Below are 23,942 nucleotides of genomic sequence, written 5' to 3' on the forward strand. Positions count from 1 at the left end.
AACTCTTACTTCAGGATATCCTCTCTGCCTTCTTTCCGGTAGATCAAAACCAGGATCTCGGCAACGGCTCCGAAGTATTCAGGCGGGATCTCCTGGTCCAGGTCACAGGCACTGTAAAGGGCCCGGGCCAGGGTCTTGTTTTCGATCCAGGGGACCCCGTTTTCTTCTCCGACTTTTACGATTCGAAGTGCCATGGAATCTAATCCTTTTGCCAGGACAACAGGCGCTTCATAACGATCGGGATCGTATTTCAAAGCGACAGCAACATGAGTCGGGTTTCTTATGATCACATCAGCTTCCGGCACTTTCTGCATCATACGGCGCTGGGAGATCTCTCTCTGCTTTCTCTTAATCCGGCTCTTGGTCTCCGGATTTCCTTCTTCCTGCTTTAACTCATCTTTGACTTCCTGCTTGGTCATCATGAGATCTCTCTTATGCTGCCATTTCTGAAAGGCAAAATCTACAACCGCGATGACACCGAAGGCCAGGCTGACTTTCACCACCAGGTTGAATATCATATCAAACAGGGCAATCAAGGCAGAATCCGGTGTCACATGCTGGAGTCTGACCGCCGGCAGGATATCCCCTTTGATCGTGGAATAGACCAGAAAAATCAGAATCGTGATCTTTAAAAGATTCTTCAGCATTTCAAAGAGATTTCGAAGAGAGAAAAGTCTTTGAAATCCTTTGGCCGGATTGATCCTTTCGAACTTGGGCTGCATGAGTTTCGGCGTTACCGCAAATCTCGTCTGGACACCATCTGCTGCAACGGAAACGGCAGAAAGGATCAGAAGAAGAGGCAAAGTCGCCGCTGCTGCCACCTTAATGAACTCTTTGGCCACCTGACCGGACAGGGGAGTGTTATTTCCGATCATCTGAAGAATATAATTCAGGAAGACACGCAGGTTCTGGTCTATATTTGACCTCTGTATTTTCAGAAGAAAAGCGCCGGCAAGGAGGATAGCCACAGTACCGATGTCCCGGCTCTTAGCGATATTACCTTCTTTTTTGGCATCATCCAGTCTTTTTTGGGTGGGCTGCTCGGTCTTACCGTCACGGTCTGGCATGGCTTTCCTCCTTTCCCTGGTGCTTGTTTATCAAAACCTTTCATCTTACGGAAGAATCTCTTATGACTTAAGAGAAATATCCGATAGATTGATATAGATGCGTGAACATGTCCTTCCAGATATTGGTCAAAAAGCCGGACATGGGATTAAAAAGAACCATAAGCATCACGAGTCCGACTGCGATCTTCATCTGAAAACTGACAGCGAAGATATTGATCTGCGGCACAATACGCATAAGAATACCGATCCCGACCTCAGTCAGGAATTCCACAACGATGACCGGCATGGCGAATTGCAGACCGAGGGCAAAACAGGCCGTAAAATACTTCAAAACAAACTGTGGCAGATCACTTGATATCACTACATGTCCAAAGGGTATATCCTCCACGGTCTGAAAGACGATCTTTAAGAATTCTACATGTCCGTCATTTACCATAAAGATCAATAACATGAACATGAGATAGATTCCGCTGGATACGCTCATCTGTGCATTGGAAGAGGGATCATAGACCTGAGCCATGGAGAGACCCATGGTATAGTCCATGACCGCCGTACCGAACCGCACGACAAGCATGGCAAGTTCTACGCCGAATCCAAGCACAAAGCCGATGAAAAGCTCACGGACAATAGCTATGGAAAAGGCCAGGACCTCTGTCGGAGGATTCACAGTCATTTGTCCGCCGGTCCAAATATAGACCATAAAGGACAGAGCCAGCGTCAGGCCGCCTCTTGCCAGCGGCGGAAAGTCCGACCTGCCGTAGATCGGATTAAAAGCGATGGCTCCGGACATCCGCGCCAGGATCAGGGCCAGATAGGTCACAATATACTGCGGATCCATAAGCTAGCCTCCGGCAATCATCGACAGGATACTTTTGAAGAAATCCTGCAAGGTGACTAAGATCGTAGATCCCAGGATAAAAATCATTGCGACGATCCCGACCAGCTTTAGAACAAACATGACCGTCTGCTCATTGATCTGTGTAACCGCCTGGAAGATCGCCACGATAATGCCGATCACCATACTGACCAGGAGGAAAGGCAGGGCGATTCGAAGGGCCAGAAAGAAGGTCTGCCGCATGACGTCAAGAACCTGTGCATTACTCATGAAGCCTGCCTCCTATCGAAAACTATTGACAATGGTCGAGAACATCAGATCCCAGCCATTGACAGAAACAAACAGTAGAAGTTTAAAGGGCATGGACACCATGGTCGGCGGCATCATTGCCATACCCATGGCCATCAGAGTCGATGCCACGACGATATCGATCAGAAGAAAGGGCAGATAAATCAGGAAACCCGCCATAAAGCCTCTCTTTAATTCATTGGTCATAAAGGCCGGTGTAATGATGGTGAGAGGATACTGGGTCGGATCCTTCAATTTCTCCTGTTTTGCCATGGACACGAACTTGTTTAAGGTCTTCTTTTCCGTATTCCGGAGCATGAATTTCTTCATGGGCTCCTCCATTTTCACCATGGCTTCTTCCTGATTGATCTGTCCGGCCTGATAGGGTTCTATCGCCTGGGTCCGGATCTGATTCATGGTCGGTGTCATGATGAAGAGAGTCAGGAAAAGAGAGATCCCGATCAGGACAATGTTCGGAGGTGTCTGCTGAACGCCCAAAGCTGTTCTGGTGAAGGATAAAATGATGATGATACGGACAAAACTCGTCATCATGATGACGATGGTGGGAAGCAGGGCTACCAGAGTGATCGTATAGATCATATCCAGTGCCGGTACATTGCCTCCGTTCAAGCCCGAGATCACTTGTGTTGCTGTGTTCAAGTCATTCATTTCTTCAAAACGTCCTTTCCCGGGTCAGCATGCCCGGTATATTTCTTGAAGTTGTATATTAACAACTCCTTGAAAGTCCCCTTCGCATCCTTTCCCGGGAAATGAAAATCCGAAGGCGTATCTTCATCCTTGAAATCGCCCTCCAGTTTTGACAGGAGACGAATGTCTCCATTTGTAGATCCGACCAGATAGTTCTCGTCCTTGATCTTAACGATCATAAGATAACGATCCTGTCCACAGGGGACCTGATCGATCACATGAATATAACGGCCTCTGGCGGTTTTCCGCCAGGTCTTACCAAGAAAACGGCTGGAGGCCCAGGCCAGAACCAGGACCATAAGGCACATTAAAATAACTGTTACAAGGGACAGGACCGTGTTCATTCCTGAACCTCCCGGTAAATATCCTTGTTCAGGATCTCTGTAATTCGAATACCGAAATTATCCTCAACAACAACGATATCGCCATGGGCAATGCATTCTCCATTCACATAGAGATCTGCCTGCTCACCTGCCATCTTATCAAGAACCACGAGAGATCCCTGTGTCAGATCCAGAACTTCCTTAATGGGTTTTCTGGTTCTTCCGATTTCAACGGAGATCTCCACGGGAACCTTCATCAGCATCTCCCGGTTGGCTTCGATTTCCTCTCCATCCTCCTGAAGTTCGCTGTATTCCGGGGCAGATAAGGAGCGGACAATACCTCCGGTCTCCTGCTTTCTTGCTTCTTTTCTGGCCTCTAATTTCTTCTCCCTCTCCTTCTTCTCCTCATGCATTTCCTGCATCAGATTCATCATCTGATTCTGGGACTGCTGGAGAGCGGAAAGAATCTGGGTCAAGGCCGGATCCGGCGCTGATACATACTGAACCGGAGCCGTTTGGCTGCCTGTATTCACAGTTGGAGTCGGGGCAGGCTGACCGGTCGTTTGAACAGGGTTATTGGAAGCCGGTGCTTCCTCTGCTTCTTCTTTTTTAGTCTCTTCCGAAGAAGCTGCAGCTTCCTCTTTGAGGCGGGCCAGGATCGCATCCGTTTCATTCTGATCCAGAGCATGTTTTTCATTCATTCCCTGGTAGACCGCTTTTGCTTCTTCATCAGAGATTTCCGGCGAAGTTTCTTTCTCCTCCACAGGAGCCTCTGCGGTCTCTTCTTTTTCAGTCTGATCCTCTTCTCCAAAGGCCGGCGGTTCTTTTGATGATGACTCGGGAGCGACAACGGTCTCTTCCTGACCGAGAACCGGCGGTTCCTCCAGTGTATCCTCCTCTGACGTATCCTGTCCCAGGCTTGCAGCATAGGGGCGAAGCAGTTCCTTCACCAGCTTCGCATCCATGATGATCAGAAATTCACTGTTTAAGGCCTGATCAATGGCCAGATTGAACCGGACAACAACCTTATCCTCTTCTCCGGGAAAGTACTTATCCTTGAAGGCAGCTGCATTCGGCACTTCGAAGGAAACCGGTGTGGAAATATTGACCGTATATCCGAGGAACTCCGACAAGGCGGTTGCGGAGCTTCCCATCATCTGGTTCATGACCTCACAGATGGCGCTTTTGTTCATTTCATCGAAAACAAATTCTTCCGGCGGGATTTCCTGCCCCATCATCATTCCGACGATGATCCGGACATCCTCTTTACTGAACATCATGACATTGGTACCGGATAAGCCTTCGACATAAGAAATCTCAACAGCAATCGCGGGTTCCAGATTCTGGAAACTGAACTGGGAACGGGATTCCACCGATACAACCGGTGTTGTAATATTGGTTCTTGCTCCAAGGAGTGTCGAAACAGCGGTTGCCGAGGCGCCCAGACTGATATTCATGATCTCGCCGACAGCGTCAATCTCCATTTCGTTAAAATTGGAAGCTCCCATTGATTCTTACTCCTTCATTATTTACCGATGTTCATCGCACTCTGTGTCATCTGCTTGATGGCATTCAAAGCAGTCACATTTGCTTCGTAGGAACGGGTCGCTGACATTGCATCTACCGTTTCTTTTAAGACATCCACATTTGGTTTCTCTACATATCCGTTTGCATCTGCGTCCGGATTCTCAGGATCATAGACTCTTTTCAAAGCGGTCGTATCTTCCACAACCTCAGAAACACGAACGCCCATTTTCCCGGAGCCAACCGTCTTCTCTCCGGTTCTTGCCCGGCGGAGCGCATTGGCAAATGTCGCTTTCTCTCCATAACTCTCGAGGACAACATCCTTCCTCCGATAGGCACCGCCATTTGCCGTTCTCGTGGTATCGACATTGGCTATATTCTCGGAAGCAATATCCAGACGGGTCCTCTGAGCGCTCATTCCGGATGCGTTGATATCAAAAGAATTTAAGAAAGACATTCTTCCTCCTTCTTACGGCTTATCCCAGGATATTCTTTACGGTAGAACAAATTCTCTCCGCATTGAAAGGCTTTACGACGAAATCCTTTGCGCCGGACTTGATAGCGTCCACAACCATGCTTTCCTGTCCCATTGCCGTACACATAACAACCTTTGCAGACGGATCCTCTTCACGGATCTTCTTTAAGGCTTGAAGTCCGTCCATATTGGGCATGGTAATATCCATGATCACAATGTCCGGCTTCTCCTGTTCATATTTCTGAACGCCGTCCAGGCCATCGGTCGCTTCAATGAAAGTCGCATCGGCATATCCACCCTCAGACAGGGACTTCTTCACCATCATTCGCATGAATGCCGCATCATCTACCAGTAAAATCTTAGCCATTTGATTATTCTCCTTCTTCTTTGTTCTTGTTCGTTTCCTGATCGTCCTCATTCTTTGGTTCAATGCGGCGATCAATGTGAATTGCTATATTTTTCTTATAAACACCCATATGACCCTTAAACCAGGGGCTGCTACCGACATAAACCGTCGAAAGGGCATTTTTTGAAATATTCATATCAATCACATCTCCCACCTGGAGGCGATCGATATCATCTACCGTAAGTCTGATCTTCCCCAGAACTGCCGTAAGCTGCAATGAAGAATCTCTGAGGTGACTCATAATGGTATCGGTATTATTGGCATAGGTAAAACCTCTTGCCAGATGCTTTCGATTATCAATGGTCCGAAAAATCTGCTCGAGAAGGGTTCCCGGAATACACATCCGGATCTTCTCAGAGGATATCCCTGTAACATCTACATTTAAATGAACGAGGACCACGGTCTCATCCAGTCCGACTTCCTGTACCATGGAGGGGTTTTCTTCCACTTTCTGCGGTTTGAAATCCGCAGTAATGTAATTCGAAAATCCGTCTCCCAGGGCATGAATAAAATATTCCACAATTCGCCGGTAAAGAGACATCTCCACATCAGAATAGCGGTAATTGTCCTCCGCCTTTAAGACCCGGTCGCCGCCGCCCAGCATATGATTCATCAGAGTCAGAATCAGTCCCGGTGTAATATACATCATCATGGGTACACTGAACTTGCCCTTGTCCGGAAGACTGACATCAATGATGGTCATACAGTCATTCTCATGGAAAGAATTAACAAATTCATAGTAACGGCTCTCCCGGAGCTCGATGACCGTAATATCCGTCATGGCCCGAAAGATTCCATTCACCTGAGAAGTCATCAAACGGGCATAGTTCTCAAATATGCTCCGAAGGATCTTCAGTTTTTCTTTTGTAAATTTTCTCGGACTATAGAAGTCATACTTCTTATAGTCATCATTCGGCTTGGCTGCCGGAGTCGGAACCGCTTCTCCTTTGACCTCTGTGTCTTCTGCATCATTATGCATGGAGGCTAAAAGGGCATCGATCTCACTCTGAGACAATACATCTGCCATGCTGTTTCCTCTATTGTGCCGTGTTATTTACTGTCGTCGATGTAGCATCCTTCCCTACAGAAACATCTGTATCCGGATTTCCGTCAGTTGTCGCCGTTTTTGCATTGCCCGTTCCGGAATTCACCTCATCCCGGATCTTGTCAACGTCGTTTTCGTCAGCTCCCTTGTCAATCAGAAGGATTTCAACCCGGCGGTTGGCCGCCCGTCCCGCCTCCGTATCATTACTTTGGACGGGACGAAACTGTCCGTATTCCATACTGACAATTTTTTCCGGTTCAATCACATTCTGCTCTTCGATATAAATACAGACCTCTGCCGCTCGCATGGCGGCCAGCATGCGGTCACCTCGAACGGTATCTCCCGCCCGGGATGCCTGGGCTGTATGTCCCATGATATTGACCTGGCTGATCTTTTCCTTTTCCGGTGCAATGATATTACAGAAAATACTCAAGGCATCTTTTCCCTGATCTGTCAGGACAGAAGAATCGCCGTTAAAGAAGGCCTTATCCTTGAATTCTACAAAAGTATAATTCTTACCCCGGCTTGCAGATACTCCGCTGACCCCCTGCTGGTCCATTTTCTGTGCGATCATGAGATAGAGTTCATTCAGGTTGTCTGTTGTTGCCTGCGCATTACTGGCGGCAGCTTTATCTCCGGCTCCCTTAGACGCCTTTCCGTCTTTGGTAACCTGGCCATTTATATTGATGCTTCCGCTGTCACCGTCTTTACTGACAAGACCAGGATAGATACTCTTTACGAAAAGATCCCACTTACTCTGATCCAGACTGGACATGGAATAAAGGAGCACAAAGAAAGTCAGAAGCAATGTAACCAGATCCCCGTAGGTATCCATCCAGCTTCCGCCTTCATCTCCGCCCCCGCCTTTCTTTCTTCTTGCCATACTTTATTCTCCCGTCTGTCCGGTCTTAATGTCCTCTGCCAGCAATTTTGTTGAATCTTTTGTCTTAATGGAGCCAAGCAGATTCTCCCGGATATTCTTGGGGTTTTCCCCGGACTGAATCGCAATCACGCCTTCAATAATGGTGGAACAATAAAGTTCTTCTTCTGCATCTCTTACTCCCAGTTTCTGCGCGATCGGATGGAAGAAAATATTGGAAAGAGCCGAGCCATAGAAGGTTGTGATCAAGGCAACGGACATATCCTGTCCCAGGGTCGACGCACCGCCGGAACCACTCAGATTCATTCCCTTTAACATGTTGATCAGTCCAACCAGGGTACCGATCATACCAAAAGCCGGTGCAAGGGCAGAGCCCTTCAAATACATGCCCCGAACTTCTTCATGTCTTGCTGCCATATCATCCAGCCGCCGTTCCAAAACAAAGCGAACCTTATCCGGGTCGTTTGCATCTACGATCATAAGGACTGCTGAATGGAAGAAGGGCTCTTCGATCTCATCCGCTTTCTCTTCCAAGGCTAACAGTCCCTCTTTTCTGGCGATCATAGCCAGTTCCACAATTTTATCAACGGTCGGCGGAATCTCAAAATCCTTGCCGCGAAAGCATTTTCCAATATGCTTCGGGATATCCTTCAGCATTCGGACAGGATAGCAGGCAATCAGGGAGGCAATGGTTCCTCCTAAAACGATAGCAATACTGGGTACATCATAGAAGTTCCCGAGCTTCGGGACCGTAATACCATAGACAACCAATGCGATTGCCAGTACCCATCCGATTAGTGTCGTAATGTCCATAAGACTTGATCTGCCTCCTGCATCCTATTGTTCCATCCCGCTATTTCCGGTAAATATAGACCGGAAATAGACCTGGGTCTCTTTGACAATATGGTCAATGCTTTCCCGAACCAGGAAAAAGTCCCCATTTGTCATTCGAATCTTCGTCTCCGGAATCGATTCCAGACTAAGAATCTGGAAATAATTCAAATAGAAGGTCTCACCATTGAGACGAGTCAATTTTATCATATTTTCTCCTAATAAAAGGGGCGATGTATTCTTCTATCAGCGCTTCATGTTAACTAATTCCTGAAGAATCTCATCGCTGACCGTGATCATCTTGGAGTTTGCCTGGAAACCACGCTCAGTAACGATCATATCGGAGAATTCCTTGGCCAGATCCACATTGGAGGACTCCAGGTAGCCGCTCATCAGACTGGATGTGGATCCTCCCGGCTGGGTAGCTGTCATGAAACCGGAGTTGTCATTTGCACTGGCATTGAAGTTATTGTTTCCGGCCTTCATCAGGCCTTCCTGGTTCTGGAAGTTTGCGATAGCCACCTTTCCGATGACAACATTCTTGGATTCCCCATTGAAACTGATTGTTCCCTTTACAGTACCATCGTTATCGATCTGCACACTCTTCAGCTGGGTTGCCTCACCGGTGAAATTCAGCCTTGCGTCAGCAGCAACCGTATTGCTTCCGGTAAGAGCCGGAGCACGGAGTGCCTGTAACTTTGTTCCATAGTGATCTCCGGGATTTCCGATCTCATCCAGGGTCAATGTAATTGCATTGTTATTTCCCAGAGGCTGAAAACCATAGACGAAATTTCCGTTGGAATCTACCATATATCCGTTGGCATCCACAGAGAACTGGCCGACACGGGTAAAATTGAAATTGGCAGCCTTTAATTTCGTAGACACTGCGGCGTCTCCGTCCGCAGTCTCAATCGGTTCCTGCTGAGCTGTTGTCTTTGTGATGAAGAATCCGGATCCGTTGATGCTGGCATTAAAGCCTCCGACATAGCTCGGTGTGGAGCTTGTCATATCAGTGGAAATCGCTCCTGTGACAGAACCATAACCATACTGAACAGCATTAGAACCGCCGACGGTTCCTGCCTGGCCATTGGAAGATGCGGTTGTTGTCTGATACATGGCATCCTTAAAGGTGTAATTCTGTGCCTTGTAACCACTGGTATTGACATTGGCAATATTATTACCGATGACATCCATCTTGTTTTGATGTGCTCTTAAGCCGGAAACGGCGGAATCCATAGCTCTTAACATAATTTTATTCCTTTCTTCCTTTTGAATCGGTTTTATTTCAAACAATCAGTTATTATCTATCACTGGTTAAGACTCAAGAACAGAGTCTGCATTCTTTGTATCTCTTGTAGTGTTTCCAAGTACACTCTGAATTCGTTCCAAAGAATAGTCTGTATCGTCTCCCTCGATCCGAATGGTCGGGTTCTTGCCACTCAGACTGACCGAACTTACAATTCCGGTCTTTGTGACGGTCTTTTCACTGCCATCCGCTCCAGTCCCTGCAGATGCGAGATAGGTTACCTTTTTCCCGATCAGACTGGCTGCATAGCTTTGCTGACTTAAAGCGGTCGAAGTCTTTATGGATTCTGTCATAGCTGTCAAAGACTGCACCATAGCCATCTGAGACATCTGATTCATCATATCACTGGTATCCATGGGATTGGACATATCCTGGTTGGCAAGCTGTGCTGCCAGAAGTTTGAAATAACTCTGTATGTCCAGACTTCCCTTCTCATTATTGGCGGCGGCTGTATTTTTTGAATATACGGAACTTGTTCCGCTCGATCCGCTCAATGCACTGATATCCGGCATTTTGTCTTCCTTTCTTCTTTCTGCGAGGACTTTTCTATTCTCTATCAATCCAGGCCAAGCCGCATCATATTAAGAAAACGGTCGTGGCTCTCCTGTTTTTGTTTCTGTCTTTTTTGTCCTTCATCCGCTTCCCGGCGGTTTTGAGATCGTCCTTCCAGATTCATGGAAGTTTTCTCCCCGCTATCCGTCATATTTGGTGGAAGAATGACAGCCGTTTCTTTCCCGGTCGACCGGGTCAGGATCTCTCCCATCTTTTCAGCATGTTCGGAAAGTAAATGGAAAGTTTCCGGTTTTGTTGTAAGAATCGTAAGATTTGCCCGTCCGGACTCGTAGGTCAGATGGATCGTGATCTTTCCGAGATTCTCCGGATTCAAGGTCAATTCCATCGTTCCGGGTCGGTTTTCATTTGCTTTCCAGGTCTTCGTAATGAGAGTACTTAAGTCCTCCGGAAGGCGCGCAGGACTTGTTGTCATCTGTCCTTTCGCTACGAAAGCCGAACCTTCCCCATTCCTAATTATTTCGACATTTTGGCTTGAATTATAAACATTCGACGGAGATATCGGCGAAGGCTCTTCGCTATTCCCGGAATCCTTCCTGCTACTCTTTAAGGCGGAATCCGGACGATTCTTTGCTTCTATTGTAAGGGCTGTAAGGTCCTTCCCATCTCTATTCTCCAAAGCATCTGTACTCGGATTCGAATCAAGGACCTTTGGATCAGAAGAATTCTCTTTTCCGTTCAAAGGGTCTGTCTGCACTTCAGCCAAAGAAGCCTTTCCTTCCGATTTCCCATTCTCGGATCCAAAAGCATCCCTTTCCTGATTGGTAATAGCGATCGGCTCTGCACTTGAATCTTTCGCTCCTGCCGCTCCTGTTTCATTGTCTCGATTGGAAGCGGATATTGAAAGCATTTCCCGGTCATTTGCATCCGACTCCATCATTTTCTGATTGACAGTGTTTAACGCATCTTTTGTCGGATTTACTGCAGCTTTTATCTCCTCCTTCGAAATGGCAGGATCTGTCGAGCCATCTTTCGGAATCGCAGTGTCTTTCCTGCCTTCTTTGAAAGCCGCTTTGTCTATTGCGCCTTCGTTCAAAATTGCAGTGTCTTTTTCGCCTTCGTTTAAGACCGCTGTGTCTATTTCGCCTTCGTTTAAAATTGCAGTGTCTTTTAGGCCTTCTTTTGAAATCGCAGGATCTTTCACATCCTCATCCGGATCTGTGATTTCTTTCCTTCCGGCTTGAAAACTTATCGCAGCATCCGTTTCCACTTCCAAATCTACAGGTTCTGTCTGACCTGTACTCGAATCTTTTGTAACTTCTGCTTCTACTTTTGGATTTTCCTTCGGTAGGGCATCTGCTTCCAGATTTACCGCGTTTTTCTCATTTATTTCAGGGTCCACGATGATCTGACTGTCATTTTTCTCATTTTTCACAGCCGGGCCATCTTGTCTCTGTTCTCGCAGGGCAGCCGGATCCGAGTCAGAAATAGCAGCATCCGTTTTCTGGCTTCTGCTATCTGTAGGTATCCTGCTTTGCTCCTTGTCTTTGTAATCGACTGTTCGGGCGCCATTCGAAGAAGACAAATTCTGATTTCTCTCTGTAACGGAAGCTGTTTTTCCTGCTTTTTCTACCGAAGAAGTCGAATGGTCCATCGTATGGCCTTCTTCTCTTTTCGGACTGTCTTTTGCTTTTATATTACCGGTCAGAGTCTGAATGAGATTTTGAAATGTACCGGCAATGTTGTCATTCCCATTCGAAAGTCTTCTTTCTCTCTTTCGGATCCCAGAGGAATTGGCCTTTGCCGGTTCGTTTCCCCGAACATTCAGGGTATCGTTCATTCCATACATTCTTCTTCCTCCTTTCTAATGATCTGCACTTTCCTGTTAACCTGTCGGACGTGACGTCTGGTTCTGAACAAATTCATCGATAAAAGCCTCATTTTCTTTCTGCTCGGCCAGACGATAGGATTGAAATTTCTTTTCCTTCAATTTTTCGAATTTATTGACATCGATTTTCGCGTCGATTACCTTCTTTTTGACCTTCTCTGCTTCCTTTTCGAGTTCTTTCAATTTTTCCTTCTGGACTTCTATTTCCCGGTCCATCCGGTCAATCAGGTCCGCATAGAGGAGAAATTTTTCAATGCTTCCACCGGCATGCTGGAGTTTGTCAAAGGAATCCTCAAGATTTCTCTTTTCCTTTCTGAGCGTTTGGATCTTTGTCTTCCTCTCTTCGATTCTCTGTTGCCAGACGGCATATTCTTCCAGAATGGAATCCAGGATCCTTTGTTTATAATCGAGGACAGTCTCCAGACTGTAGTGAAATTTCTTCATGGATGATCCTCTGACAGGAAACTTCTGTTCTTTGCCCGCTGAAGAAGCTTTTATTTTCGTCAGCCTGTTTCTCAAAAGTCATCGAAAAGTCAGCCTTCCAGAGCTTTCTTCATGCCTTCCAGAACTTCTTCATAGCTAAAACTTTCATTGACCCCTTGCATCAGGAAGCGATTGATCCGGGGGTAGAGGCGAATTGCCTCATCCAATTCCTTATTGGCACCTTTCTTATAAGCACCAATAGCAATCAGATCTGCATTCTTCTCATAGAGAGCCAGAATATTTCGCATACGACTGGCCAGCTTTCTATGCTCATCCGATACGATCTCTGCCATCAGACGAGAAATAGAAGCGCCAATATCAATGGCAGGATAATGGTTTTGCGCGGCCAGAGCACGGGATAGGACAATATGCCCGTCCAAAATGCCTCGAACCGTATCGGCAATCGGTTCATTGGTATCGTCGCCTTCCACCAGGACCGTATAGATCCCTGTGATGGAACCCTTCTTGAATTTTCCGCTTCGCTCTAAGAGCTTGGGAAATTCCGAATAAATAGAAGGGGTATATCCTCTTGCAATCGGCGGCTCTCCAGTCGCGAGTCCGATTTCTCTCTGTGCCATGGCAAATCGAGTCAGGCTGTCCATCATCAGAAGGACGTCCATGCCCTGGTCTCTGAAATACTCCGCAATGGTTGTTGCAACCAATGGGCATTTCAGCCGCATCATAGACGGCTGATCAGATGTTGCTACTACAAGAACCGTGCGTTTCATTCCTTCCTCGCCCAGATCCTTCTGAACGAATTCCAGAACCTCACGACCACGCTCGCCAACCAGAGCAATCACATTGATGTCGGTCTTAACATTCTTGGCAATCATGCCCATCAAAGTGGACTTTCCGACACCGGATCCGGCGAAGATACCGATACGCTGTCCCTTGCCGATCGTATTTAAGCCATCGATAGCCCGGACGCCGAGATCCAGCCGGTCCCGGATGGGCGGTCTGGTCAGAGGATTGGAGTAGCTGCTGCTTACGGTGTAATATTCACATTCCTCCGGGAAAGCCTCTTTCCCGTCGATTGGATGACCGACAGCATTGATAATCCTGCCTCGTAAGAAATCTCCAACCGGGATCCGCAATCTGTGACCAGTGTTTCTGACAAAGCTTCCGGCTGTAATCCCGCTGTTACTCTCATAGGTCATAAGCTGGATCTTCTCACTCTTAAAGCCAACGACCTCAGAGGCCACATAACGGCCGAGTTCCTCGCTGTAGATTTCCATGATATCGCCGATCGAACATTTGCTGCCCGAAGCTTCCATGGCAAGTCCGACGATGTTTTCAATTTTACCGATGTGACCTATCGTATCCATATTGCGGATCAGGCCGGGTATCTGACTAAACATCGATATCTTCGTCCTCGATCGTAACTTCCTTCAACCTGCTTTTTACATTTTCGACCTGGGTTTTCACGCTCATGTCGATCACTTCTTCCGGGGTCTCCATGATGAGATATCCACGGGATTCCTTGTCCATAACAACAAATTTAATATTTTCGGAAATATCGGAAAGGACCCCGGCGAGATCCCCTCCTTCCTTCGCTATCATGTCATAATCTTCTTTATCGATATAGATCTTGATCCAGGCCGTTTTCCTGTGTTTCTCCGCCTCTGCGGCAATCATTCGTAAGATGATCTCCGAACTGGATGCAAGAGAGACCTGAATGACTTTTTCCGCAACTGCAAGGGAGATATCCCTAAGAGTTCCGAGATACTTCTTCAAGATGGCATTTTTTGCGTCCTCGAGTTTTTGGATGGCTTTTATATTTTCAACCTCTGTCTCTTGGATGGCCTTTTCAAATTCTTCTCTGCCTTCGACCTGGCCGGCATTTTTTCCTTCTTCAAAGCCTTCTTTATATCCATCCAGATGAGCCTTTTTTCGGATATCCTCCGCTTCCTTTCTCGCATCTTTCAGGATGATGGCGGCTTGTTCTCTGGCCTCTGCCAGAATCTGTTCACTGACTCTGGCAGCATGGCTTGTCTTATCTTCTTCTTTCGCTTTTTTCTCGACTTTCTTCCGTTCTTCCATTCGGATCGCTTCCGGCTGTATTGCCGTGACCTTCGGCGGATCCTGAAACTTCAGAGTCAGGAAGGGGTGGATGTCTGAAAGGCTCTTCTTATCCGGCATTTCCGTATCCTTATACGATGATCTCATCTTCACCGCCGCCTCCCTTATTGATTACAAGCTCGCCACGATCTTCCAGAGACCGGATCAGGTTGACAATTCTCTGCTGTGCTTCCTCGACATCACGGAGACGGACATTGGTCGTCATCTCCAGATCACTTGTCACGGTTTCAGCCATACGCTTGGACATATTGTGGAGGAAGGTCTGTTTCATATCTTCGCTTGCCGTCTTCAGGGCAAATACAATATCTCTGCTGTCGCAATCGCGGATAAAGCGCTGTACCGAACGGTCGTCCATGGTAAGGATATCTTCGAAAACAAACATCCGGTCGCGGATCTCTCCAGCCAGATCCGGATTGGTTTCGTCCATTCCGTCAAAAATCTTCTTGCTTGTGGTACGGTCCACATGGTTCATGACATCCGCAGCGAAATCAATACCGCCGACATTCATGTTGTCTTCACTGGTAATGATGGTATCAAACTTCCGTTTCATCTCTTCCTCGACGATGGATATTGCCTCGGGAGAAACCCGGTCCATTTCCGCCATAGCCGAGATCGTATCGACTCTCTTGCTTTCCGGCAGATTTGCCAGGACTTGAGCCGCAAGTTCCACCTCCAGATAGGAGAGAATCAGAGCGATGACCTGGGGTCTCTCATTCTGCATCAGAGAAATCAGAGATTTCGGATCTCCCTTGCCAAGAAAATTGAAGGGTCTGGACTGCAAAGTCTTTGAAACCTTATCCAAAAGATTTCGGGCAGTTGTTTCGCCGAACGCCTTTTCCAGGACATCCCGAGCATAATCAATACCGCCCTCGCTCATCATCTTATGCGTGACGCAGAGTTTATAGAAATCGCTTAAGGCGCCCTCGACCTGGGAATTGGTCCTCTGGCCAAGTCTTGCGACCTCATAGGTCAGCTCTTCTACTTCACTTTGTTTTAAATATTTGTAGATCTGAGAAGCCCTCTCTGTACCCAGAGATACGATGACCAATGCCGCCTTCTGCCGATTGGTCAGCCAGGAAGTCGATGTGCGGTCCGGCTTGGCCAGCTCGCTCAGATCTACTGTATTATTTTCTGGACTTTCTTCTGCCAACGCTATCATCCTCACTTCTCAGCCAGCCTTCCACCAGCTTGGCTGCAGCCTGCGGATTCGTCTCCACAAAGCTTCCAATACTGTCTTTCAGTTCCTCTCCTCTGGCGACATGAATGTCTGCCTGTTCTTCTTCGTTCAATTTTCTTGCCTGAGCTTCCGCTGCTTCCTTTTCTGCCTTTTCCTTGGCCAGCCGCTCTTCTTCAAGACGAGCAGCTTCCTCTTCTTCCTCTTCCTGCCGTTTGGCCTTTCTCGCCATCAGGATGCGAAGAATAATAAAGAGGATCAGAATTCCTGCACCGGCAATAATGGCCATAAGGATCATCTGTCTCGGATTCATCTTGCCATTGTTATTAGCATTGGTCGAGCCGGATTGCTTGGCAGCTTCCTTAGTTACTCCGGTTCGAATGACGCTGACCTTCTGATCTGCGTTTGCTCTGCTGATACCTGCTGCATCCGCGATCAACTGACGAAGCTGGTTGTCCGCAATCGACATATCTGCTGTATCAATGACAACAGCCACGGTCAGATCCTGTAAGGTTCCGGGATTCGTTGTGGTCTGTTCCTTCTGAGTGTTATAGAGATATTCTCTGGAAGCATCATTATTGAAATTCGAATCATTCGTTGTATTGCTTCCATTTTGTGTCGTATACTGTGGCGTATCCGCATTCGCGTCTGTTCCTGCAACACCCGCAGCTCTTGTAGCATTATCTCCAGTGTAAGCATTGCTCTCTGTTTCTTTGGAAAGCAATCCCTCCTTATCATCCGGATCCGTCTGTACCGGAACCGAGTAAGTTGTATTTTCCTGCACCCGACTCGAGGTATCCAAAGTTCCCTTAACGGAAACTTCTACATTGCCGGCCTTATAGAGCTTGGCAAGAACACGCTTTACATTTGCTGCAATGTTATTCTCAAGTTTCTGTGTCTGACTGTCTACCGCCTCCGTATTATCGGTACTGCCAGTGGCGGAAGAATCTCCAACCTCTGTCATGGTAGCTGCATCGAAAACCGATACATTGGTGAAATTCATTCCCTTAACTGATCTTGCAACCAGATTTCGGACCGCATTGGCGCTTTTTTCCGACAGTGTTGCACCTCTTTGCATGGTTACGACGACCGATGCAGAAGCTGTTTTCTCTGAATTACTATCATCACTGGAGAGTGCGTAAGTGTCATCGTCATCCTCCGCAATTGTCACCTTGGCATCCCGTACTCCGTCAAAAAGGCGAATGGTCGATCCCAGCCGATCCTGAAGTTCATAGAGTGTATATTGTTTCTTGTCTGATTCCGTTGCCATCAGGTTCGAGTTCTTTACATACATATCATATGTAAAACCGCTCTTCGGATATCCCTGACTGATCAGCTTCGCACGGAGAGAATCTGCCTGATCTTTCGGGACATTGATCGTTCCGGAAGCAGCATCGTATTTGTATTCCACTTTCTCTTCTTCGATCAATGATGTGATCTCTGTAGCTTCATCTGCACTGAGACCGGTAAAGAGTGTGGTGTATTCCGGTTTCTTGGTAGAAAGATGAGCAAAAACCAGAGATCCGATCACAACAAAAGCGATTGCCGCTGCCGCAGCAATCATTATCACTCGCTGAGCTTTTGGAGACAGCCCCTCCCAGGCTTTTTTTACTTTATTCATCATGTCCTCTGATCATCCATTGATAAGTATCAAAAAAGAAGCTGTGAAAAAAGATGGTAATTTGCAAAAAATGCAGTGTAACCTATCAATCACTTTTTTCCAGCAAAAGAAGACCTCCGAAAAGAGGCCCTAAATCTGCATCTGTGTTAATTCCTTATAGGATTCCATTGCTTTATTTCGAAGGGAAATCATGAGATCCAGAGAAATCTGCGCCTTGGATTCGGCGATTGGCAAAGTATGAGGATCATCCAACTGACCGGTAGCCAGAAGATATTGCTGATTCTCTACTTCCGCCTGTGTAGACTTCACCTGATCCGCCGCGTTCCGGAAGACATCGCTAAAAGGCAGTTCACCCGTTCCCTGAATGGAATTTGTACCGGGTGTAGAACTTGAAAGTGACTGAACCCCATTTGCTTTCCACAGCTTCATAGGGGTAATAAAAGCCGAATTGATAGACTGAATTGCCATGCTGATAAACTCCTTTTGTTTTATTTCCGACATCCTTGTCGTAAGTTACCGGCCTCCATAGCCGGTAATAAAGTAAAACAAAAAAAGCACCGAGACCCTATCAAGGCGGCCGGTGCTGCAAGGAAACAGAAATATCCATGTATCCTGTCTCCATTCTAAAGTAGTGCAGCTGGCTGACCGTCTGGTCCCTATAGCTTTGCGCCACAGACTTCCATCTGCTTTGCCTTTGATATTACTTTTAAGAACCTATTATATTACCATTGTTCATAAGTGGATCTACCGATCGAAAAATATATCGGATCAATCTCTTATCAGTAATTAATATTAATAGCCTAAAGCCAATTATGCAAGCCTTTTCCTCGAAACATTCGATTTTTCGTCATTTTATATAAAGGCTTTGCCTTGTAGTTTTCTGTTTTTTGGGGTGGATTTTTGTATTATTTGATAACAGCTGATTAATTTTTATATTGTCTGTATCTTTTGGTTATAATTGCAATATTGTCTAGATGAAAGTCCATCGTTTTCTAACGAAAAATCAGTAAAAAACTCTGATTTTTGTTGAAATTGTCATGCTGTATGCACTCATAGATTCTTTTCTGTTCTCTAATGGATTCCAAAAAAGAATCGAACAGTATTGCATGACAACTCAACAGAAAATTCCGGATTTTCATAATCCTAAGTCGAATCTGTCCTATATGCTAAAACATACGGCGAATATCAAGAATCTGCCGGTAGGCCGGATTGTCCTGAACAATGATGCCGGATTTTGTGCTGGCAGCATGAACGATCCGGTTATTTCCGATATAGATTGCTGTATGGCTGCCGTAATTAATGACATCTCCCGGCTGCATTTCCTGATAGGAAACAGATCGCCCATCATAAAGCTGCGTTGCAGTCGTCCGGGTCAGATTGATATGGAATGCTTTATAAACCTGCTGCACAAAACCTGAGCAGTCGCATCCATTCGTCAGAGAGGTTCCGCCCCAAACATAGGGGTTTCCGACGAACTGAAGGGCATAATTCACCAGTTTCTCTCCTTCTGTCTTTGGATTTTTATACCCATAGGCCTCTACTGCTTTCTGCCCGGTCAGTGAATGGTCCACCGATCCTGTTTTACTATTATGGCTCTGACTTTCGAATCCGTTTTCCGAACCCTCTGTATCATTGTCAGGTCCTGCCTCATCCGAATTACCATTCCCAATCCGGGAGTAATTGCTTCCTTCACCTTCCCCTGCCAGCTTTTCCCGATCCGCAATCTCATCCAATTTCGATTGAATGGCGGCAATCTCTTCTGTTAGATCAGAGAGACTCTCTTCTTTTTCTCTTGCCAGGCGATCCTTCTTCGTCCAGTCCTCCGTCACTTCCGTCAATTGATCCAGGATCTTTTGATCCGGTTCCGAAACTTTTCCCTTAATTTCTTTCTTCGTATTCCGATAATACTGTAACGTCTGCTTCTGTTCCTGGCGGGCCGTCTTCATTTCCGATTGGGATAAGGAAAGCTGCGTCCTCTGAAAAACAAGGGCCTTCGATGCCTCCGCCTTGGCCCGTGCCGCTTCCAAAGGACTGTCATATTTCTGCCGCGTAACCTTTCTTTGTTCTCTCAATGCTTGCTTTAAAGCCTTACGGATATCCTTCTGATTGGTCTTTATTTCGCGGATCCCGTCTTTGGCAAGAGAAACAGAGACCTCAGCGTCGGCCAGTTTTCTCTGATTTTCTTCTAAAGCAGCGAGGATCGCCTGACGGCTCTGGTAAGCTTTGTCCGCATCTTGTTTTAAGGACTCTGCCTCTGCGGAAAGCGTTTCCTTCCTGCTTTCCAGAGCCCTTTTCTCCATTTCCAGTCTTTCTTTTTGGTTTTTGGAACTTGTACTCTCTTGTACCCGGCTTTGTTCAGAGCCTTCCAGGGGAAAAGAAGTCTCTGCATTCGCCCCCGAAAGACGAGAAGCCGTAGCAGAGACTGGCGTCCCTGCTGCGGCTGTAAATACAAAAATCATTGTAAGAAGGAGAAGGATTCCTCTCCATGGATGTGAAATCATTCTCAATTTCAATTTCCTTTACCTGTATGAACCTGAGATCCTGACCCCGGGTGAAAGCGGAATGGGCAGGCAATTATCTCATTCAGACCACACCGGACCATCAGACGGTGATCTCATCTACCATTTGCTTCAAAGACGATGCCTGATTATTGAGCTCCTGGCAGGAAGTCGAACTCTCTTCAGCTGTTGCACTATTCTGCTGAACAACCTGAGAAATCTGTTCCAGACCGCTTGTTACCTCACCGATAGCCGTTGCCTCGCTCTTCATCTCGCCCGCAATATCAGCGACCAGTTTCTTACTCTTCTTGGCACTCTCCATCACAGCGGTCAAAGATTTGGCCGAATCTGTAACCAGAGAGGAGCCGTTATGGATGGCTGCAATGGCACCCTCGATCAGAGAAGATGTCTCACTTGCGGCTTCGGCAGACTTCCCTGCCAGGTTCCGAACCTCGTCAGCTACTACAGCAAATCCCTTACCTGCGTTGCCGGCACGCGCTGCCTCAACTGCCGCATTCAAAGCCAGGATATTGGTCTGGAATGCGATATCATCGATTGCCTTGATAATATTCTCAATCTGGTTGGACTTTTCTTCAATTTCTTTCATGGCTTCCAGCATATTGGTCATCTGCTTGTTTTGTTCCATGATCTCATCTGCAACCTGACCGGAGAAGTTCTCAACATCGCCTGCGTCCTCCGCATTCTTTGTGATCTGCAAGGAAAGCTGGGTAATGGTGCTGGTCAATTCTTCTACCGTTGCGGCCTGCTCGGTTGAACCTTGAGACAGGGCCATGGATCCGTTGGCGATTTTTGCCGAACGCATGGTCACCTGATTGGCAACCTTGTTCATCTGCTGGAAGATATTCCGAAGATTCTTATGGATCTCTTCAAAAGAAACTGCGATTCTCTTATATTCACCGACGAAGTGATCCGGATTCTTGATCTCTGCAGTGAAAATTCCTCTGCTCATCTCATCCAGAACCTTCGATGTCTCGCCGATCACTTCTTCTGTCGTTGCCTGCATAGCAGCATAATCATCGATTGCCTGGCCGAACTCATCATTTCCGGTATGCTTGCGACTGATCCGATAATCGAAGCTGCCCTTCTTCATGACATTGACTGCCTTAGTAATCTCAAGAATATTTCTTGACATATAGCGTGTCAAAATCAGGAAATCGACAACCAAAAGAAGCATGATAATGGGAAGAACGATAGCGACTCCAATCATAACATGCTTATGAACCTTGTTCAAGCTGGCAGTGACAGAATTAAACTCTGCCTGGTTCAGATGACCGCTGGACAAAAATCCATGAATATGGTCAATCGCAACTTTCTGCATCCGATACATGGAATAATATGCCAGAATAAAAATCAAAAAAAGCGATGACAGCATATAAATGAGCGTTCCTATAAACTTACCTTTGATGCTCCAATCCTTCAGGTTTTTCATTTTTTTCACCTTCTAAAATTTCTTTAATATGAACCTAGCCTGTTACTTTCTCATTGGTTTTATATTCCATGGTTTTCAATCTGTCTGCTTTGGACTTGCTTTGCATCTAGATTCTGTGAAACTACTTCCTGATTTATGAAAAAGGATAGTTGATGCAGATCCTTCACAAGAGTCGGCATGACAGACGGATAACCATTTTCATCAAGATTCTCTATATGTTCGAAACCCGCCGGACGGGAACAGAACAGAATCCGGCATTGTTGCTGCCGACGAAGGAGAAAGAGATCATATTCCATCCACTGGAAATGATCCTTCTCATCCATGGTTCGGAAATAATCTGTCAGCATTCCATGGTCTCTGCAGGACAAGCGTTCTACCATCGTTTCCGGATTCATAAAGGCAAGAAAGCGCTTTTGATCACCGGGATGAATCCGATTTACAAGTCTGCTTCCTACCCATTTGCTAAAACCGGTACCAACCAAACCTCTGGAAAGGAAATGATTCTTAATATAGACCGGCTCGGCAGTATCCTGTTTGGGATCAATCAATTCCACGACATCGAAGATCTGGAAAACCACCGACATCACTTCCCTTGGCTGTATCCCTTTGGAAAATTCTGCATGTTCCGATACATTGTGAGCAACAAGAACGTAAGCACTGCCTCCCTCATAGCGGGATACTGCCCTTCCATGCAAAATCAGATAATTTCCATTGACCATCTGATCCAGCGTCACGATCTTCCTACTGTCGAGCATCTTTTGGAAATATGCCCGGACCTGTCCATACAAAGGATGCGCCTTATCATTCATATCAAATTCCAGTGCTCTTGGTGAGTAAACGCCCACACTTCGTAAGAGACTCCGGTAGGGTTTATTGGTTAGAAGGAAGCGCCCTCTGTCTCCGCGATATTCCCAGATAGCCAGGGGGATACCCTGAGAAATCTCAATCGTATCATCATTATCCTGCATCAGATCACTTTCCAAAGGACGGGTACTAAGCAAATTGACCCGACCGAGATCATCATAATAATTCCGCATGGAGTCCGGTTCAATGGAAAGTTCGACATGATGCAGGTGAGAAGCCAACTGTCGCAGGGGCTGGGGTTTTCCAATCAGAAAGCCCTGCAGTTTCTCACATCCGATATCCCTTAAGAATGCCAGCTGCTCCTCTGTTTCCACACCCTCTGCAAGTGTCCGAATCCCAAGCCGTTTTGCCATATCAACAATCGATGTCAGAATCTTCTGCGACCGGTTATCGAAACGTCTGAGAAAGAGCATGTCGATTTTAATGACGTCGAAATCATAATCTTTCAAGGTATTGAGAGAAGAATAGCCTGAGCCGAAATCATCCATCCAGACTTCAAAGCCGGCTTGATGGAACCTTTTGATCTGTTCCTTGATATATTCCGGATTCTTGTCGAATACCGACTCCGTAATCTCAATATGAATCAGCTTCTTCGGGATCTGATACTTGTCTGCAATTTCCAGAATGTCCTGATAGATATCACATAGTTCAAAGTCCAGCCTTGATACATTGAAGGAAAATGGAACAACTTCTTTTCCCTCCTCCAGGAGTTTTCCGGTTTCGCGGCAAGCGATGGTGACAATGGCCAAATCCAGCTTGTGAATCAACTGATATTCTTCGAGGGTCCCAATCAGAAGGTCCGGCGTGATCAAACCGTAAACCGGGTCCTCCCAGCGGGCCAGGGCTTCGACACCACAGACCTCCCTGGTCAGACTGCGGATCACAGGCTGATAATAGACCTTGATCCAGTCCTTTTCGATCGCCTCATCCAAATGCTCTACAATATAATGCCGACGATTGATTGCTTGTGCCAGTTCCTGATCAAAGTAGCGATAGATTTTCCAGTAGTCTCTCTTAATACTGTCCGCAGCACTCTTGGCACGGTCACAGAAAATCGACATCTCACAGTCGAGCTCTTCATAAGGGATGGTATAGATCCCCGCCTTTAGACTGCAAACCGTATCATAAAGGGTCGTGGAAAATTTACCATTGACTTTCTCAATGCCTCTCACTGACTCGTCAGAAAAAGCCATAACAATGAACTGATCCGCTGCAAACCTTGCAACCATACGATTTGGAAAAGCTTCGGCAAGGATATTTGCAAGCTTGCAGATTGCCTGGCTGCCCCGCTCAAATCCATATTTCTCGTTATAGGACTGGAAGGAAGTGATATTAAAATAGATAATATCCACTCCACGTTTCTGAAACTCCCGTGCTTTTTCTTCCAACTCTCTGATATTCTTAAGAAAAATTCCTGAGATCACACGGAAAGAGTAGATATTCAGCGCATTGGTCAGTGGGTCATATAGGAAATTCTGGGAAATCAGACTTTCCGGCATGTCCATATGATAATCTTGAAACAATCGGATATAATTGATCATAGCAGCCTTTGATATATCTTCTAAAGCACCTTTAGTTCTATAATTTTATCGGCAAAAGTCTTGTCCATATAAGCCGAACTTTCTTCGCAAACGGGTTATATTTCTGTAAGAATTCGCCGAAGTATAGGAAGGTTCATTATCTTAGG

General features: G+C 46.4%; 24 protein-coding genes and 1 riboswitch. All 24 genes read right to left on the bottom strand.

The annotated features are described in order from the left end of the window. Positions 1-5: 5 nt before the first annotated feature. Entirely contained in the window at positions 6-1,067 is a 1,062-nt protein-coding gene (gene flhB / locus ACKX2L_RS01360; RefSeq protein ID WP_497550832.1) for a flagellar biosynthesis protein FlhB, read from the bottom strand. Positions 1,068-1,134: 67 nt separating this feature from the next. Beyond that, positions 1,135-1,905, bottom strand: a complete 771-nt coding sequence (locus ACKX2L_RS01365) for a flagellar biosynthetic protein FliR (RefSeq protein WP_497550833.1) — start codon at positions 1,903-1,905, stop codon at positions 1,135-1,137. 3 nt (positions 1,906-1,908) lie between these two features. Beyond that, complete coding sequence (locus ACKX2L_RS01370) at positions 1,909-2,172, bottom strand: flagellar biosynthetic protein FliQ (RefSeq protein WP_497550834.1); 264 nt, start codon at positions 2,170-2,172, stop codon at positions 1,909-1,911. 12 nt (positions 2,173-2,184) lie between these two features. Further along, a complete protein-coding gene (gene fliP / locus ACKX2L_RS01375; protein WP_497550835.1) occupies positions 2,185-2,859 on the bottom strand; it encodes a flagellar type III secretion system pore protein FliP in 675 nt (224 codons plus the stop codon). Beyond that, a complete protein-coding gene (gene fliO / locus ACKX2L_RS01380; RefSeq protein WP_497550836.1) occupies positions 2,856-3,242 on the bottom strand; it encodes a flagellar biosynthetic protein FliO in 387 nt (128 codons plus the stop codon). The genes fliP and fliO overlap by 4 nt, the downstream gene beginning before the upstream one ends. Beyond that, complete coding sequence (gene fliY / locus ACKX2L_RS01385) at positions 3,239-4,729, bottom strand: flagellar motor switch phosphatase FliY (protein ID WP_497550837.1); 1,491 nt, start codon at positions 4,727-4,729, stop codon at positions 3,239-3,241. Before fliY ends, fliO begins: the two co-directional genes overlap by 4 nt. Before the next feature lie 17 nt (positions 4,730-4,746). Continuing rightward, positions 4,747-5,202, bottom strand: a complete 456-nt coding sequence (gene flgC, locus ACKX2L_RS01390) for a flagellar basal body rod protein FlgC (RefSeq protein WP_497550838.1) — start codon at positions 5,200-5,202, stop codon at positions 4,747-4,749. A gap of 19 nt (positions 5,203-5,221) precedes the next feature. Beyond that, positions 5,222-5,587: a response regulator gene (locus ACKX2L_RS01395; protein WP_497550839.1), complete on the bottom strand. Its 366-nt coding sequence runs from the start codon at positions 5,585-5,587 to the stop codon at positions 5,222-5,224. Positions 5,588-5,591: 4 nt separating this feature from the next. Further along, positions 5,592-6,653 (bottom strand): flagellar motor switch protein FliM, encoded by a 1,062-nt coding sequence (locus ACKX2L_RS01400; protein ID WP_497550840.1) that lies wholly within the window; start codon positions 6,651-6,653, stop codon positions 5,592-5,594. A gap of 10 nt (positions 6,654-6,663) precedes the next feature. Continuing rightward, positions 6,664-7,554, bottom strand: a complete 891-nt coding sequence (locus tag ACKX2L_RS01405) for an OmpA/MotB family protein (protein WP_497550841.1) — start codon at positions 7,552-7,554, stop codon at positions 6,664-6,666. Between the two features lie 3 nt (positions 7,555-7,557). Continuing rightward, positions 7,558-8,364, bottom strand: a complete 807-nt coding sequence (locus ACKX2L_RS01410; RefSeq protein WP_497550842.1) for a motility protein A — start codon at positions 8,362-8,364, stop codon at positions 7,558-7,560. A gap of 24 nt (positions 8,365-8,388) precedes the next feature. Then, positions 8,389-8,592: a flagellar FlbD family protein gene (locus ACKX2L_RS01415; protein WP_497552514.1), complete on the bottom strand. Its 204-nt coding sequence runs from the start codon at positions 8,590-8,592 to the stop codon at positions 8,389-8,391. 36 nt (positions 8,593-8,628) lie between these two features. Further along, entirely contained in the window at positions 8,629-9,630 is a 1,002-nt protein-coding gene (locus ACKX2L_RS01420; RefSeq protein ID WP_497552515.1) for a flagellar hook-basal body complex protein, read from the bottom strand. A 66-nt stretch (positions 9,631-9,696) separates the two neighbouring features. Then, complete coding sequence (locus tag ACKX2L_RS01425; RefSeq protein ID WP_497550845.1) at positions 9,697-10,200, bottom strand: flagellar hook assembly protein FlgD; 504 nt, start codon at positions 10,198-10,200, stop codon at positions 9,697-9,699. A gap of 44 nt (positions 10,201-10,244) precedes the next feature. After that, the gene (locus tag ACKX2L_RS01430) at positions 10,245-12,047 is read right to left on the bottom strand and encodes a flagellar hook-length control protein FliK (protein WP_497552516.1); all 1,803 of its coding nucleotides are present in this window, start codon (positions 12,045-12,047) and stop codon (positions 10,245-10,247) included. A gap of 36 nt (positions 12,048-12,083) precedes the next feature. Then, on the bottom strand, positions 12,084-12,530 hold the full coding sequence (gene fliJ, locus ACKX2L_RS01435; protein WP_497550847.1) for a flagellar export protein FliJ: 447 nt from the start codon (positions 12,528-12,530) through the stop codon (positions 12,084-12,086). 89 nt (positions 12,531-12,619) lie between these two features. Next, positions 12,620-13,927 carry a FliI/YscN family ATPase gene (locus tag ACKX2L_RS01440; protein WP_497550848.1) on the bottom strand — a complete coding sequence of 436 codons (1,308 nt, stop codon included), beginning with the start codon at positions 13,925-13,927 and terminating at the stop codon, positions 12,620-12,622. Next, positions 13,920-14,735 carry a FliH/SctL family protein gene (locus ACKX2L_RS01445; RefSeq protein ID WP_497550849.1) on the bottom strand — a complete coding sequence of 272 codons (816 nt, stop codon included), beginning with the start codon at positions 14,733-14,735 and terminating at the stop codon, positions 13,920-13,922. The genes ACKX2L_RS01440 and ACKX2L_RS01445 overlap by 8 nt, the downstream gene beginning before the upstream one ends. Next, positions 14,719-15,762: a flagellar motor switch protein FliG gene (gene fliG, locus ACKX2L_RS01450; protein ID WP_497550880.1), complete on the bottom strand. Its 1,044-nt coding sequence runs from the start codon at positions 15,760-15,762 to the stop codon at positions 14,719-14,721. The genes ACKX2L_RS01445 and fliG overlap by 17 nt, the downstream gene beginning before the upstream one ends. Positions 15,763-15,772: 10 nt before the next feature. Continuing rightward, the gene (fliF, locus tag ACKX2L_RS01455) at positions 15,773-17,443 is read right to left on the bottom strand and encodes a flagellar basal-body MS-ring/collar protein FliF (protein ID WP_497552517.1); all 1,671 of its coding nucleotides are present in this window, start codon (positions 17,441-17,443) and stop codon (positions 15,773-15,775) included. Between the two features lie 129 nt (positions 17,444-17,572). Next, complete coding sequence (gene fliE, locus ACKX2L_RS01460) at positions 17,573-17,911, bottom strand: flagellar hook-basal body complex protein FliE (RefSeq protein ID WP_497552518.1); 339 nt, start codon at positions 17,909-17,911, stop codon at positions 17,573-17,575. A 161-nt stretch (positions 17,912-18,072) separates the two neighbouring features. Then, positions 18,073-18,146: riboswitch (cyclic di-GMP riboswitch) on the bottom strand. A gap of 463 nt (positions 18,147-18,609) precedes the next feature. Continuing rightward, on the bottom strand, positions 18,610-19,944 hold the full coding sequence (locus ACKX2L_RS01465) for a C40 family peptidase (protein WP_497552519.1): 1,335 nt from the start codon (positions 19,942-19,944) through the stop codon (positions 18,610-18,612). A gap of 100 nt (positions 19,945-20,044) precedes the next feature. Beyond that, entirely contained in the window at positions 20,045-21,391 is a 1,347-nt protein-coding gene (locus ACKX2L_RS01470) for a methyl-accepting chemotaxis protein (RefSeq protein WP_497552520.1), read from the bottom strand. Between the two features lie 59 nt (positions 21,392-21,450). After that, the gene (locus tag ACKX2L_RS01475; protein WP_497552521.1) at positions 21,451-23,796 is read right to left on the bottom strand and encodes an EAL domain-containing protein; all 2,346 of its coding nucleotides are present in this window, start codon (positions 23,794-23,796) and stop codon (positions 21,451-21,453) included. Positions 23,797-23,942: the final 146 nt, after the last annotated feature.

Origin of the sequence: Porcibacter vitabionis (assembly GCF_046263795.1) — a bacterium.
GTDB lineage: Bacteria > Bacillota > Clostridia > Lachnospirales > Lachnospiraceae > Lachnocurva.